Source organism: Belnapia sp. AC561, assembly GCF_979252845.1.
The window spans coordinates 61,043-72,106 of sequence record NZ_CEEDBP010000034.1 but is presented as its reverse complement, the minus strand read 5'-3'; the positions used below and the strand labels follow the sequence as shown (position 1 = coordinate 72,106).

Sequence of the window (11,064 nt, the reverse complement as noted above, 5' to 3'; positions counted from 1 at the left end):
GCCGAGGGGCAACTGAATCACCATCGTGCAGCCCGTGGGATCACAAGCGATTCAGTCAGGCTGGAAACCGCTCTAGCGCCCTTACAGCGCCCTGTGGCGGCCTCCGTGAAGGTTCCCACCCAGGACAGTGCCCCGATGGCTCGCGGCCTATGGCGGGAGGCCCTGGCCGCCGATGCCCCGGGCAGCCTGGTGCCGGTCTACCTCGCTGCCCGCGGCCTCATGCTTGAGCCCGACGCTCCGCTGCGTTTCCACCCAAGCTGCCCCCGCGGTCCGGAACGCTGGCCCGCCATGCTGGCGCTGATGACCGACCCGGTGACAGGCGAACCCTGCGGCGTCCATCGCACCTTCCTCGCCCAGAACGGCAGCGCCAAGGCGCCCGGCCCGATGCCGGCGAAGATGATGGCAGGCAAAGCCGGCTTGGTACGCTTGGTGCCCGACGCCGAGGTGACGATGGGGCTCGGCCTGGCCGAAGGCATCGAGACGAGCCTGGCTGTGATGCAGAGCTTCTGTTGGCGGCCGGTATGGGCCGCGGCCTCGGCCGGGATGATTGCCGCCCTACCGGTCCTGCCCGGCATCGGGGCGCTGACCATCTTCGCAGATCGGGACAACCCACGCTTCCACGGCCGAGACGGGTACACCGGGCCGGACATGCCGCGCGGCGCTGGGCTGCACGCCGCGGAAGCCTGCGCCGCGCGGTGGCGCAAGGCCGGCCGCGAGACCTGCATCCTTACTCCGCCACGCGGCGACTTCAACGATCTGAGCCGGGAGCGCGCAGCCTGATGGACGGCATTGTCTCTCCTGAAGCCGCCATGCGTGACGCCGGCGTGGTGGAAATACCCCCGCAGGCAAGTCAGCCAGCCGACGCCGAGCCGCCCGAGTATTCGGACGACGCCGTCGCCCTGGCATTCTCCGATGCCCACGCCGGCCGCCTCCTGTTCGTCCCCGAGTGGAGCCACTGGCTTCGCTGGGACGGCAGCCGCTGGGCCCGCGATACCACGCTCGCCGTATTCGACTTGGTGCGGATCGCCTGCCGCGAGCAGGCTGCGCACGCCGAGGCCAATACCAAGGGCGGCGGCTGGGTGGCCAAGATCGCCAGCGGCCAGAAGGTGGCGGCAGTCGAGCGCCTGGCCCGTGCCGACCGGCGCCATGCACGGGGTGCCGACCTCTTCGATGCGGATCCCTGGTCGCTAAACACTCCGGGCGGGGTGGTGGACCTGAAGACGGGGCGGATGCGGGCGCACCGAACCTCGGATTTGTCCACCAAGGTCACTGCTGTTGCGCCGAGCGGGGACTGCCCGCGATGGCTTGCCTTCCTCGCGGAGATTATGCAAGGCGATGCCGAGGCCGTGGCCTATCTGCAGCGGTGGGCTGGCTACATGCTGACTGGGCAGACCCGAGAGCACGCCTTCCTCTTCGCCATCGGCCCGGGCGGCAACGGCAAGACCGTGCTGCTGAATACCGTGGCGGCCATGCTCGGCGACTACGCCACGACCTCGCCGATGGAGACCTTCATGGTCTCGCACAACGACCGGCACCCAACCGACCTGGCAGCGCTCCGCGGGGCGCGTCTAGTGGTGGCCTCCGAAACCGAGGCCGGCCGGGTCCTGGCCGAAAGCCGGATCAAGTCCCTGACTGGCGGCGACAAAATCGCTGCCCGCTTCATGCGAGGCGACTTCTTCGAGTTCGTCCCTACCTTCAAGCTGGTGATGGTTGGCAACCACCGGCCTACCATCCGCAATCCAGATGAGGCCATGCGGCGGCGCCTCCATCTACTACCGATTACCTTCAAGCCGCTGAGCCCGGATCATGGGCTTGCAGACAGGCTCCGTGCAGAGCTCCCCGGCATCCTGGCCTGGGCGATACAGGGCTGCCTTGCTTGGCAGCAGCAGGGCCTTGGCAGACCCCAAATCGTGGCCGACGCTACCTCCGATTACTTCGCCGAACAGGACATGCTGACACAGTGGCTGGCGGAGCGGTGCGAACCCAAACTCCGGCATGAAGCACCTTCCGCCGCCCTGTTCCGTGATTGGAAAGCCTGGGCGGAGGAGCGAGGCGAGCAGGCTGGCACGAACAAGGCGTTCTCGGCCTCGCTGGAGCGGCATCATTCCAAGCGGAAGACCATCGCCGGAATGGTGTTTTTGGGCCTGCGGCTCCGGCCTAGCGACGGAGGTGTTTGGTGATCTCAGTTCATTGCCTATGCAGGGTTATGCAGGGTTCCCCTTTTCCTACGTATCGCGCGAGCGCGCGCGCGAACGGTCTAAATATAAAACCCTGCATAACCCTGCATGCGAAACGAATGGCTGCTCTCTGTGGTCGGTCGGACCTCTGCCTGCATCGCTTTACCAAGGAGCCTCGCCGTGACCGCCGAGCCTGAAAATGCAGACCCCAAACAGAAAGGCGGGCGGTTTCAGCCAGGCCAGTCGGGCAACCCTGCTGGGAAGCCCCGCGGCACCCGGCACAGGGCCCTGATCGCCCTCGATGCGATCGGCGAGGAGGCCTCGAAGGAGGTGCTGGAGGCGGTCATCACCGCCGCCAAGGGCGGCGACATGCGGGCCTCGGAGATCCTGCTGCGCCGGCTCTGGCCAGAGCGAAAGGGCAGGGTGGTCGACTTTGACTTGCCGCCGATCAACGCCGTGGCTGACGCAGTGAAGGCCGTCGCGGCGATTGTGGATGCGGTGGCAGCGGGCGAGCTCACGCCGGAGGAGGCGCAGGCGGTGGCCAGCGTGGTCGAGATCCAGCGCCGGACGATCGAGACGCAGGATCTGGCGGAGCGGATTGCAGCACTCGAGGAAAGGACAAGCCCATGAGCACTGGTGAGAGCCTGACCCGCCGGCTGGCGGCGCTGGAGACCAAGGTGGGTATCGGTGCTGAGACCGTCTACCTGTTCCAGATGCCCGGCGAGGATGAGGAGACGGTTGTGGCCCGCCATTTCGGCGCCGCCGATGTTCCTGCCGGCACGACGGTGACGATCTTCACCTGGCTGCCACAGCAGGCTGTGCCCGGTTCGGAGGCCGGCTTCTGATGGGGATGAAGGTGAGGCTGCAGGCGCTCGAGCGCAAAGCTGGGACCCAGCCGAAGTGGCAGACGGTGATGGTCTACCAGGGGCTTTGCGAGACGCGAGAGCAAGCCATGACACGGCACTTCGGCAGCCAGGGCGCGCCGCCTGACGCTCACCTGGTCATCATCACCCTCGGCACGTTCGGTCCCGGAGAATGACGGAGCGAGGACTGTACCAGCGCCTGGCGCGGCTGGAGGCTGCCAGGACCGGCCGCGGTGCGGTGCACGTGCTGCTGCATCCGCGACACGCTGCGCAGCCGATTATCAGGCACCAATGATGCCATTGCCCGGAATGGCTTCGCGGTGTCGATTGGGCGCCAACAGGCTAAGGATGGCGTCGTCATTGGCATTCGTCCAATAGGCCATTGGGTTGACGCCGGGACAGTCCACGGCGATCCGTTTGCCCTGGGCATGCCATTTGTTGAGCTTCGCCTTGAGCATTTCTGGGTAGTGCGCGAGGGAGCAGCTGATATTGGCCCAGGGATCGACGACGAAGGGCCCACCCGCATCATCCTCAGTGCCCAATTCAGCATAACTATGGGCGAAGGCCATCGGGCCACCATAGATCATAGTATTGGTGTTTCTAACAGTGACGAGCCACATGTCGGTTTCCGCGACGCCAGCCTCGGCTGCGAACGACATGGCCACGGCCGCCATTTGCCCACAGTTTCCGGCCGTTGACCCGCTTTTGCACAAGGCGTCGCCGGCTTTGATCGGCGTAGTCCCGCGGAAGTTGGACGCCAGTTGAGCCTGCTTTGAAAGCGCTTGGTTGATATTCCGGTCGTCGATCCTTTTTTGTGCAGCTTCCCATTCGAGACCAGTGTTTTTCATCAGGAAGATGGTCTGTGCAACTTCGAACCGTTGAGAGTTATATTTCTTGTTGCTGGATTTCAAGCCGCTTTCAAAATAACCTTGCGCCAGATGAAAGGCTTGGTCAGCCTGCTTCTTGGTAGCCACTGCTCTCATCCCTGTCTATTTCCGTAATGGAAATCCGAGAACTTCTGTGCTGTCCATGGAATTCGGCACGATCCGATATGGTTTTGAAGGGTGCGTTGGTGAAACAGGCGAGATAGTTAGCAACCAACCGATTATGTGGTGATTGAAGGTTGTATTTGTCTCGGCCAGTTTATTTTTTTGGTTATGTTTTCTCGAGGTCATCGCGTGCGGTATCTGGCATTGAAGGCAGCTGGTTGGGGGACTTCGGGCATGGCGCGCTGATACCGGCTGGCCAAGATGATCGCGAGCGATCAGCCGGGCAAGGTAATGGCGACGGCCCGGGCAATTGGCCAGACGCTGCAGCGCGGAGGCATGGACTGGCACGACCTCGCGGCGCTGGTCTCAGGCGAGGGCATGCGTCAGTCCGCGCCGGCCTTTACCTTTGCCAGCTTGGCGCCACGCACTGCACGAAAGCAGATTGCGCTGCTGGCCGGACAGTTGGCGATGACCATGAAGGACCGTGTCCGGCTCGAGCAGCTCCGCCAGTGGCTGCATGGGCAGGCGGTGTCGGTGCGGCTGCCGGCGGACCAAGTGCAGTGGTTGGATGGGCTGTGGCGGGAGGTGTTTGGCGGTGGTTCCAAATAATTCTGTTGGCAGCAACGATGGAAGAGTGGATGACGAAGAATGAGCAGAATGGTGTCCGTGTGATGGGCTTCAGTGAAGCTGCCCGAGCTACCAGTATTGCCGTTCGTCAATCTCGCGCGGCAGCACACGCCACCGCTACAGCGGCGCTAATTCAACAGGCACGGGACGCTGGTGCGACGACGAATGCTGCTATCGCAGCCTACTTAAACGCATCTGGCAGCCGAACGCCTTTGCAGTGCCCCTGGACCCCTCAGCGCGTGGGCTTGGCGTTGCGCCTGCAAGCGCAGATAGGACGCCCGTGCGGCTAGCGGCCTGGCTTGTTATAGGCGGCGGCTTCGGCCGTCGTGACCAATCGCCAATGCGTGGCCCCCTGGCTGTGCCACCACGTCTCATCACGGCCAGCAGCGAGAAAGGTAATGCCTTCGCTGTTGTCGTGCCAGCGAACCCAGGCCTGAACCTGCTCGCCCGGCACCGTGCTTATGGGATGCCACATAGTGCTGGGGCCTGTCGCAGGCTGGTTGGTCAGTGACGCCATGATAGGCCACTCCCGTATTGCTCATCCTGGCCCGCGATCATTGCAGCAGGCCAGGATATCCTGAGCTTGGACCGTGGCGCCTACGCCGCACCGCGGCTGATGGCATCGAGCCGGTATCCACCAGTCTCGGTCAGCAGCAGCCGGGGCTGCGCCGGGTCGGCCTCGATCTTCTGCCGTAGGCGGTACATGTGCGTCTCAAGGGTATGGGTCGCTACGTTGCTGTTGTAGCCCCAGACCTCGTTCAGCAGGGTCTGCCGCGACACGGCCTTGCCGCCGGCGCGGTAGAGGAACTTCAGGATCCCGCATTCCTTGTCGGTCAGGCGGACCTTGCGGTTGCAAGCCGGCTCCTGCAGCAGGCGGACGCTGGGGCGAAAAACGTAAGGCCCGATCAGGAAGGCGGCGCTTTCCGAGTTGTCGAAGGTGCGTAGCTGGGCGCGGACGCGAGCCAGCAGCTCCGGCAGGCGGAAGGGCTTGGCGAGGTAGTCGTTGGCGCCGGCGTCGAGGCCGCGGACGACGTCGCCTTCGGCATCGGCGCCGGTGACCATGATGACCGGCATCTGGCGGCCGTCGCGGCGCAGCTTGGCGCAGAAATCGCGGCCGTCGCTGTCGGGCAGGCCGACGTCGAGCAGGATGGCGTCGTAGCGGGCGTGCTCGCTGGCCAGCAGGCCTTCGGCTTCCGCGGCGCTTTCGGCTTCATCGGCGCTGAACTCACCGCCGGAGAGGATCTGCTCGGCCATGGTGGCGCGGAGGGCGGCGTCGTCTTCGATGATCAGGATGCGGCGGAGAGCGGACATGGGGTGCTCCGGGGGTTACCTGCGGTGCCACGCTGGCCCGCTCTATCGTCTAAAGGTTGATAACACGACACGCATAGGCGTCAAAGAGGATTATTGTATAAAGAATGAGATAGGCAGTTGAGTAGAACTCGGCCGCAACGTGTTGCGTCGTAACTGCTTCGGTAAAACAACTATGGATTGTGCGCGCAAGGGTAACGTATACGCTTGCGACTTCGCCTCAGGCGGGAGAAGTCATGGCCGTCCAGCCCCTGCGCATCCACCGTCAGCAATCGCCTGGTGCGAGGATCCCACCCCATACCAAGGTGGTCAGCCGCCCTACCCGCTGGGGCAATCCCTGGGTGGTCCGATCGGACGAGGCGAATTGGTACATCCAGGATACCCGCTGCGGCAGGGTAGTTCGTTTGGGGAGCGAGGCTGATGCCCGTGAGCTCTCCCTGATGTACTTCGAAGAATGGATACAGCCGCAGGTCCCACTGGTCCGGGAGCAGTTACGCGGCTGGAACCTAGCCTGCTGGTGCAAGCCGCCGACCCCTTGCCATGTCGATGTGCTGCTCGAGATCGCCAATCCCGGCATACGTTGCGAGGCAGCCTGAGGCTTGAGCGTCTTGTTCTACCGCCGCATGTAGCCCGGCAGCTGCTGGCGCTCGTGCCAGAGATCGACCAGCGGCGCGATAGTGCCAGGTGCGCCGAATGAGCTGCCGCTGAGGGGGTGTTCGGCCATGAACAGCCCGCAGACGTGGTTGCCCGGCAGGCATTCGATGCGGGTGCCGCGGTAGATGAAGGTGGAGCCGCCCCAGGGGCCGCGCTGGGCGGTTTCCTCGGGCTCGTCGCAGGCGGCATCGGCTGGCGCTGCGGCCGGCTGGGCGGGGCTATCAGGCATGGCCGGGTGATACCGGCAGGCCAAGGCCATGGCGAGGCTGCTGCCGGCGCTGGATGCCATGCTGCGCGACATTGACCCGTTGCTGGTCAATATCGCGGTCGAGGTGCGGGAGCCGGGTTAGCTTGGCGGCGAGCGAGGTTCGCCAAGATTATGTCCGTGATCGATTGGAACATGCAGCCGTTCCAATTATCGTCGGTTGGCTGTGAGCCGCGGACAGAGCACATCAGCACCGCCCTCGCCGCTACTCTGCGGGTCGCGTCAACGTCCGCATCAGTAATGGGCGGAAGTTCAGCCAACGCGGCGTGCCCGCCGAGCATCAAGGCTGCGACCACAGCAAGTAGCCGCATCGAACGATCCTTCATGCCAGCGCCTCCAAACCCCGTTGCCTGAGCAGGGAAAAAATAGCTAAACCCGTTGATATAACTATGGCTTATGCCAGATCGTTGGTATGATGTGGCATCACATAGGGCCATGCCGCGATGCCTTTGGACAGCCCCGCCATCAACCTGTTTCCCGTGCTGGAGGCGGTATCGCCGGCGGCGCATGGTGCCGGGCTGAGGGTGCTGCAGGGCTACCGCATGGCGCCGACCGATGCCGGGCATGTGGCGGTGCTGCTGGGCATGATGGCCCCGGCGCTGGGCGATACCGTGCTGGATGCCGGGTGCGGCTTCGGCGAGGTGGCGCGGCTGATGCGGCTGCAGCGGCCGGACCTGTCGTTCATCCTGCTGAACCGGGTTGCCGCACAGATGCGCCACGCCCCCACCGGGCCGGGCTTCCTGCCGGTGCTGGGCGACATGCACGCAATCCCGCTGGCGTCGGGCTCGGTTGATGGCGTGCTGTTCTCCTGGGCCCTCTGCCATGCCGACCACCCCGCGGCGCTGGCCGAGGCCGCCCGGGTGGTGAAGCCTGGCGGGTTCCTGTTCCTGTACGAGATGATCCGAACCGGCGGCGACAACGCCCTGTTTGAGCAGCACTTGCACGCCCGCGCCTATCCCGTGGCGGAGCTGCTGGCCATGTGCGAGGCCACCGGCTTCGCGCTGGATCTGTTCCTGGCCCCGGCCGCGGATGGCGCGCAGATGCGGGCCCTGTTCGCGCATGACCCCGCCTTGCATGACGCGATCTTTGCCGACCTCCGGCCGGTTGTCTGGAAGCTGGTTCGGAAGGCTGACGCCAAGGCGATGGCGCAGCCCGAAATCACCCCCGCCCCCGTCACTGTGGAAGGCCCCGCGCCATGATCGGCAACCCCTACGCCACCCCCCTGCCAGGCTCCTATGACTACCCGACGAAGCCCAAGCCATCGGGGATGCCGACGCAGTACCAGGACACGCCCCCCAAGCATTACGAGGATGGCGGGACCGGCCTGGGCGGCGGCGACAAATACCCGCTTCCTGGTGGGCTTCCTGGTGGGCTTCCTGGTGGGCTTCCTGGCGGGATGCCCGATGGGGCGCCTGGCATGGCGCCGGCGACGCCCCCAGCGCCGCAGCCCTACGCCGGTATGCCCGACCTGGATTGGATGCTGCAGCGCCGGAAGGCCAACGACCAACACCGGCAGCTGATGGCGCAACTGCTGGCCGGTCAGCAGCAGCCGCAGGGCCCCGCCCCCTACGCCAACCAAAGCGGGCCGGTGGACCTCCCGCCGCCGATCGCCGAGGCATCGCCATGGTCGATCGTGGCGGCAGCCTTCAACGGCCTGGCAGACGGCTACAAGCGGTCCAGGAACCAGAGCGGACAGCAGCCGACCGAGGAAGGCTCCGCCTGGTGGGGCAGTGACGGGGGGATGAAGTCGTGATGCCGCGGACGAATGAGGCCAGCGCCTCGGGCGCCTACGTCACCACCGCCATCCGCATCCCCCGTGCGGTCCACCAGCTGCTGCGGCAGATGGCGGTGGACCGGGCGGCGCGGCAGGGCGGCCGGGTGAGCGTGTCCGGGGTGCTGGCGGAGATGGCAATCAATCAGCGGGACAAAGCTTGGAATAGAACAAGCGCGTCCACGTAGCCGTGGGTTGGGTGATTGAATGCGAGGGGAAGGCGGCCAACGGTCTCAAACCCCATCGCGTGCCATAGACGGACTGCCCGCTCGTTGGTGCTGACAACGAAGTTGAACTGCATGGCGCGGTATCCGCGCGCCCTAGCGTGATCGAGGGAGTGCCTGCACATCTCCCGAGCCACGCCTCGCCCTACCGCGGTGCCGCTGGTCATATAGCCGCAGTTGCAGACGTGCGCGCCGCCGCCAGCTTGATTGGGGCGCATGTAGTAGGTTCCGACGACCTCCCCGTCCTGCTCGGCGACAAAGGTCTCCTTGTCGGTCCCCTGCCAGTAGGTCCAGGCGTCGGCTTCGCTGATGTTCGGATCTAGGGTGTAGGTCTCACCCGCATGGATGACTGGCCCAATGATTGACCAGATGGAGGCACGGTCTTCGGAGCGGACTGATCGGATGAGCATATCGCTCCTCTAGATCGGCCCCATTCCCGCGACAACGGTCAGCGGGAGGTAGTGTGAGGTCCGGCGTGCTGGCGGAGCTGGCGCTGGAGCGGCGGGCCGGGGCCTGCGGCTCGGACACCGGGCAAAGCCGCTAGCTGATCTCCGCTCCCCCAAATCGGGGAGCGGAAACCCAGCGCCTACGACGCAAGGGGGGTCGATACTATCGATACCCTTTGGAGTGATGAGGGTATCGTCCGCAGTGCGGATGCTACCTCGGGCGCCGAGCTGCAGGCGAGGCGAGGTTGCGACGCAGGCAGTCGGGCGTCCAGTAAGTGCCCGGGGGTCGGACACTTCTGCCGCTACCCTCCCCGAGATCGGCATCCCTCGTCAGCGTCTGCCGAGACAGAGCATCTCTTCAAACTGCGGTGGCATTGGCGTATTTCGCAACCTATGCGGGTAAAGTTTTCGTATGCGCTGTCCCGTGGTGCCACAAATCGATCAAACAGTTGCACAGTGTCCTCCTCGGGTTGTGCAGGCCCGACAGGAGGCCACCAATGGCTGTGCTGCTGGTTGAAGATGATCCCGTGATCCGCCTCACGCTTGCTGATATCTTCGAGGAAGCTGGCCTCCAGGTCTTCGACGCAGGGAATTCCAACGAAGCTCTGAGGATCCTTAACGAGCCTGACCAAGCTATCGACATCCTAGTCACTGACCTCGACCTGGGTCCCGGCGACAACGGCATCGCCCTGGCGCATCAAGCCAAGCGGCTACTGCCCAACCTGCGGGTCATCTACGCAACCGGCAGCCCTGAAATCCTTGATGGCCACACGTTTGGCGCCTGGGAAAAGGTCTTTCTGAAGCCCTTCTACCCCAGCTTCCTGGTGGCGGCGGTCGTCGCGATGAATGAGCAGAAGCGGCACCTGCATTCTGCTCGGCCTAGGCCTGTAGGGGCGGAGATAGCATTTGCGACGGGCCTCTAGTCTAGGCTGGACTGAAGGCGCATCCGCCCGCGCTACCGCATTAAGCAAACGTCTCAATTATCGCAGATAAGTTTATTTACTCACTGAAATGGCGCCCCTAGGTTGAACTGCAATGCATCGAAAGTAAGATTGTGTCTCGTTTTCAGCTATATCCGTTGCCGGCAGCGGCTACCGATCCGGCTTGGCAGCTCAGCTGGCAAGCTGCGCCATGCGAAATTCTGGCCGAAACCGCCGAGCAGGCGAGGTGCATGGCAGCCGGGCAGTTCACCCTCGCCCTACATCCCGGCAAGCATCTGGAAAATCGTCTGTCTCCCTGGCTCAACCCAGAGTTGGTGCGGGTTGTGCGGCGGGCTGCTTAAAGGTCAGCGTCTAGTTCAACCTTATTGAAATGATCAGGACCGCCGATACCAAGGTGTAGGGACGTACCGACCTGATCGCAGCCTACCGCTATGCAGAGATCATCCGCTTGTTGGCCACCCCTCACGAATGGCCCTATCAGCGAGCTTGATCCGGCTTCGCGCATCAAACAGAACCTCGAAATCCTGCCGCTTGGTATCCCGGCTGAGGGTGTCGAGGATGCCTGCCAGGGTCCGAAGGTAGACTGCTACGTTCCTCAGGCTGACGACATCCCGCAACGGAATATGGATGCGGACGGCATCGCCTATGATTTCACGCTGATGCCTAGCCAGTGGATCACCAGTAGACGCAATGCGCTGCAGCATGACGGATGGCTCAACTTTGTCGGCCATACGCACCTCCCCATGGTGATCTTGTTGGGAGGCATACTGATGCTGTCTTATCACCAGGGCAATATATC

The 11,064-nt window shown here is 64.0% G+C and carries 17 protein-coding genes; 11 read left to right on the top strand and 6 right to left on the bottom strand.

What is annotated here, in order from left to right; genetic code table 11:
- The first annotated feature begins 135 nt into the window (after positions 1-135).
- The 5 genes from AC0IW9_RS23195 to AC0IW9_RS23175 all read left to right on the top strand — a co-directional run bounded on the left by AC0IW9_RS23195 (position 136) and on the right by AC0IW9_RS23175 (position 3,216).
- On the top strand, positions 136-780 hold the full coding sequence (locus AC0IW9_RS23195) for a DUF7146 domain-containing protein (RefSeq protein WP_471650681.1): 645 nt from the start codon (positions 136-138) through the stop codon (positions 778-780).
- Positions 780-2,180 carry a phage/plasmid primase, P4 family gene (locus AC0IW9_RS23190; protein ID WP_471650680.1) on the top strand — a complete coding sequence of 467 codons (1,401 nt, stop codon included), beginning with the start codon at positions 780-782 and terminating at the stop codon, positions 2,178-2,180. The genes AC0IW9_RS23195 and AC0IW9_RS23190 overlap by 1 nt, the downstream gene beginning before the upstream one ends.
- Before the next feature lie 177 nt (positions 2,181-2,357).
- Entirely contained in the window at positions 2,358-2,807 is a 450-nt protein-coding gene (locus AC0IW9_RS23185) for a DUF5681 domain-containing protein (RefSeq protein ID WP_471650679.1), read from the top strand.
- Entirely contained in the window at positions 2,804-3,022 is a 219-nt protein-coding gene (locus AC0IW9_RS23180) for a hypothetical protein (protein WP_471650678.1), read from the top strand. The genes AC0IW9_RS23185 and AC0IW9_RS23180 overlap by 4 nt, the downstream gene beginning before the upstream one ends.
- Entirely contained in the window at positions 3,022-3,216 is a 195-nt protein-coding gene (locus AC0IW9_RS23175; RefSeq protein ID WP_471650677.1) for a hypothetical protein, read from the top strand. The genes AC0IW9_RS23180 and AC0IW9_RS23175 overlap by 1 nt, the downstream gene beginning before the upstream one ends.
- Positions 3,217-3,321: 105 nt before the next feature.
- Here AC0IW9_RS23175 and AC0IW9_RS23170 read toward each other — a convergent pair whose 3' ends face one another.
- On the bottom strand, positions 3,322-4,014 hold the full coding sequence (locus AC0IW9_RS23170) for a hypothetical protein (protein ID WP_471650676.1): 693 nt from the start codon (positions 4,012-4,014) through the stop codon (positions 3,322-3,324).
- A gap of 276 nt (positions 4,015-4,290) precedes the next feature.
- Here AC0IW9_RS23170 and AC0IW9_RS23165 point away from each other — a divergent pair, with 276 nt between their 5' ends.
- On the top strand, positions 4,291-4,638 hold the full coding sequence (locus AC0IW9_RS23165) for a hypothetical protein (RefSeq protein WP_471650675.1): 348 nt from the start codon (positions 4,291-4,293) through the stop codon (positions 4,636-4,638).
- 304 nt (positions 4,639-4,942) lie between these two features.
- Here AC0IW9_RS23165 and AC0IW9_RS23160 read toward each other — a convergent pair whose 3' ends face one another.
- Together AC0IW9_RS23160 and AC0IW9_RS23155 are read right to left on the bottom strand one after the other, a co-directional pair.
- A complete protein-coding gene (locus AC0IW9_RS23160; protein ID WP_471650674.1) occupies positions 4,943-5,173 on the bottom strand; it encodes a hypothetical protein in 231 nt (76 codons plus the stop codon).
- Between the two features lie 80 nt (positions 5,174-5,253).
- Positions 5,254-5,967, bottom strand: coding sequence for a response regulator transcription factor (locus AC0IW9_RS23155; protein ID WP_471650673.1), 714 nt, complete (start codon positions 5,965-5,967; stop codon positions 5,254-5,256).
- Between the two features lie 233 nt (positions 5,968-6,200).
- Here AC0IW9_RS23155 and AC0IW9_RS23150 point away from each other — a divergent pair, with 233 nt between their 5' ends.
- Positions 6,201-6,560 carry a DUF4326 domain-containing protein gene (locus tag AC0IW9_RS23150; protein ID WP_471650672.1) on the top strand — a complete coding sequence of 120 codons (360 nt, stop codon included), beginning with the start codon at positions 6,201-6,203 and terminating at the stop codon, positions 6,558-6,560.
- A 17-nt stretch (positions 6,561-6,577) separates the two neighbouring features.
- Here AC0IW9_RS23150 and AC0IW9_RS23145 read toward each other — a convergent pair whose 3' ends face one another.
- On the bottom strand, positions 6,578-6,847 hold the full coding sequence (locus tag AC0IW9_RS23145) for a hypothetical protein (protein ID WP_471650671.1): 270 nt from the start codon (positions 6,845-6,847) through the stop codon (positions 6,578-6,580).
- Between the two features lie 479 nt (positions 6,848-7,326).
- Between AC0IW9_RS23145 and AC0IW9_RS23140 the strand changes: the two genes are divergently transcribed.
- The 3 genes from AC0IW9_RS23140 to AC0IW9_RS23130 are packed head-to-tail and all read left to right on the top strand — an operon-like array spanning position 7,327 to position 8,842.
- The gene (locus tag AC0IW9_RS23140) at positions 7,327-8,082 is read left to right on the top strand and encodes a class I SAM-dependent methyltransferase (RefSeq protein WP_471650670.1); all 756 of its coding nucleotides are present in this window, start codon (positions 7,327-7,329) and stop codon (positions 8,080-8,082) included.
- A complete protein-coding gene (locus AC0IW9_RS23135; protein ID WP_471650669.1) occupies positions 8,079-8,636 on the top strand; it encodes a hypothetical protein in 558 nt (185 codons plus the stop codon). The genes AC0IW9_RS23140 and AC0IW9_RS23135 overlap by 4 nt, the downstream gene beginning before the upstream one ends.
- On the top strand, positions 8,636-8,842 hold the full coding sequence (locus AC0IW9_RS23130; protein WP_471650668.1) for a hypothetical protein: 207 nt from the start codon (positions 8,636-8,638) through the stop codon (positions 8,840-8,842). Before AC0IW9_RS23135 ends, AC0IW9_RS23130 begins: the two co-directional genes overlap by 1 nt.
- On the opposite strand, the gene AC0IW9_RS23125 is transcribed toward AC0IW9_RS23130, so the two are convergent.
- Positions 8,800-9,288, bottom strand: a complete 489-nt coding sequence (locus AC0IW9_RS23125; RefSeq protein ID WP_471650667.1) for a GNAT family N-acetyltransferase — start codon at positions 9,286-9,288, stop codon at positions 8,800-8,802. The genes AC0IW9_RS23130 and AC0IW9_RS23125 overlap by 43 nt on opposite strands.
- 533 nt (positions 9,289-9,821) lie before the next feature.
- Between AC0IW9_RS23125 and AC0IW9_RS23120 the strand changes: the two genes are divergently transcribed.
- Positions 9,822-10,247, top strand: a complete 426-nt coding sequence (locus tag AC0IW9_RS23120; RefSeq protein WP_471650666.1) for a response regulator — start codon at positions 9,822-9,824, stop codon at positions 10,245-10,247.
- A gap of 458 nt (positions 10,248-10,705) precedes the next feature.
- On the opposite strand, the gene AC0IW9_RS23115 is transcribed toward AC0IW9_RS23120, so the two are convergent.
- The gene (locus AC0IW9_RS23115; RefSeq protein WP_471650665.1) at positions 10,706-10,996 is read right to left on the bottom strand and encodes a hypothetical protein; all 291 of its coding nucleotides are present in this window, start codon (positions 10,994-10,996) and stop codon (positions 10,706-10,708) included.
- Positions 10,997-11,064: the final 68 nt, after the last annotated feature.

Bases quoted from the DNA above. Each gene is read 5' to 3' on its own strand.
- AC0IW9_RS23195 (WP_471650681.1), top strand. From the start codon at position 136: ATGGCTCGCGGCCTATGGCGGGAGGCCCTGGCCGCCGATGCCCCGGGC.
- AC0IW9_RS23190 (WP_471650680.1), top strand. From the start codon at position 780: ATGGACGGCATTGTCTCTCCTGAAGCCGCCATGCGTGACGCCGGCGTG.
- AC0IW9_RS23180 (WP_471650678.1), top strand. From the start codon at position 2,804: ATGAGCACTGGTGAGAGCCTGACCCGCCGGCTGGCGGCGCTGGAGACC.
- AC0IW9_RS23175 (WP_471650677.1), top strand. From the start codon at position 3,022: ATGGGGATGAAGGTGAGGCTGCAGGCGCTCGAGCGCAAAGCTGGGACC.
- AC0IW9_RS23165 (WP_471650675.1), top strand. From the start codon at position 4,291: ATGATCGCGAGCGATCAGCCGGGCAAGGTAATGGCGACGGCCCGGGCA.
- AC0IW9_RS23160 (WP_471650674.1), bottom strand. From the start codon at position 5,173: ATGGCGTCACTGACCAACCAGCCTGCGACAGGCCCCAGCACTATGTGG.
- AC0IW9_RS23155 (WP_471650673.1), bottom strand. From the start codon at position 5,967: ATGTCCGCTCTCCGCCGCATCCTGATCATCGAAGACGACGCCGCCCTC.
- AC0IW9_RS23150 (WP_471650672.1), top strand. From the start codon at position 6,201: ATGGCCGTCCAGCCCCTGCGCATCCACCGTCAGCAATCGCCTGGTGCG.
- AC0IW9_RS23145 (WP_471650671.1), bottom strand. From the start codon at position 6,847: ATGCCTGATAGCCCCGCCCAGCCGGCCGCAGCGCCAGCCGATGCCGCC.
- AC0IW9_RS23140 (WP_471650670.1), top strand. From the start codon at position 7,327: ATGCCTTTGGACAGCCCCGCCATCAACCTGTTTCCCGTGCTGGAGGCG.
- AC0IW9_RS23135 (WP_471650669.1), top strand. From the start codon at position 8,079: ATGATCGGCAACCCCTACGCCACCCCCCTGCCAGGCTCCTATGACTAC.
- AC0IW9_RS23130 (WP_471650668.1), top strand. From the start codon at position 8,636: ATGCCGCGGACGAATGAGGCCAGCGCCTCGGGCGCCTACGTCACCACC.
- AC0IW9_RS23125 (WP_471650667.1), bottom strand. From the start codon at position 9,288: ATGCTCATCCGATCAGTCCGCTCCGAAGACCGTGCCTCCATCTGGTCA.
- AC0IW9_RS23120 (WP_471650666.1), top strand. From the start codon at position 9,822: ATGGCTGTGCTGCTGGTTGAAGATGATCCCGTGATCCGCCTCACGCTT.
- AC0IW9_RS23115 (WP_471650665.1), bottom strand. From the start codon at position 10,996: ATGGCCGACAAAGTTGAGCCATCCGTCATGCTGCAGCGCATTGCGTCT.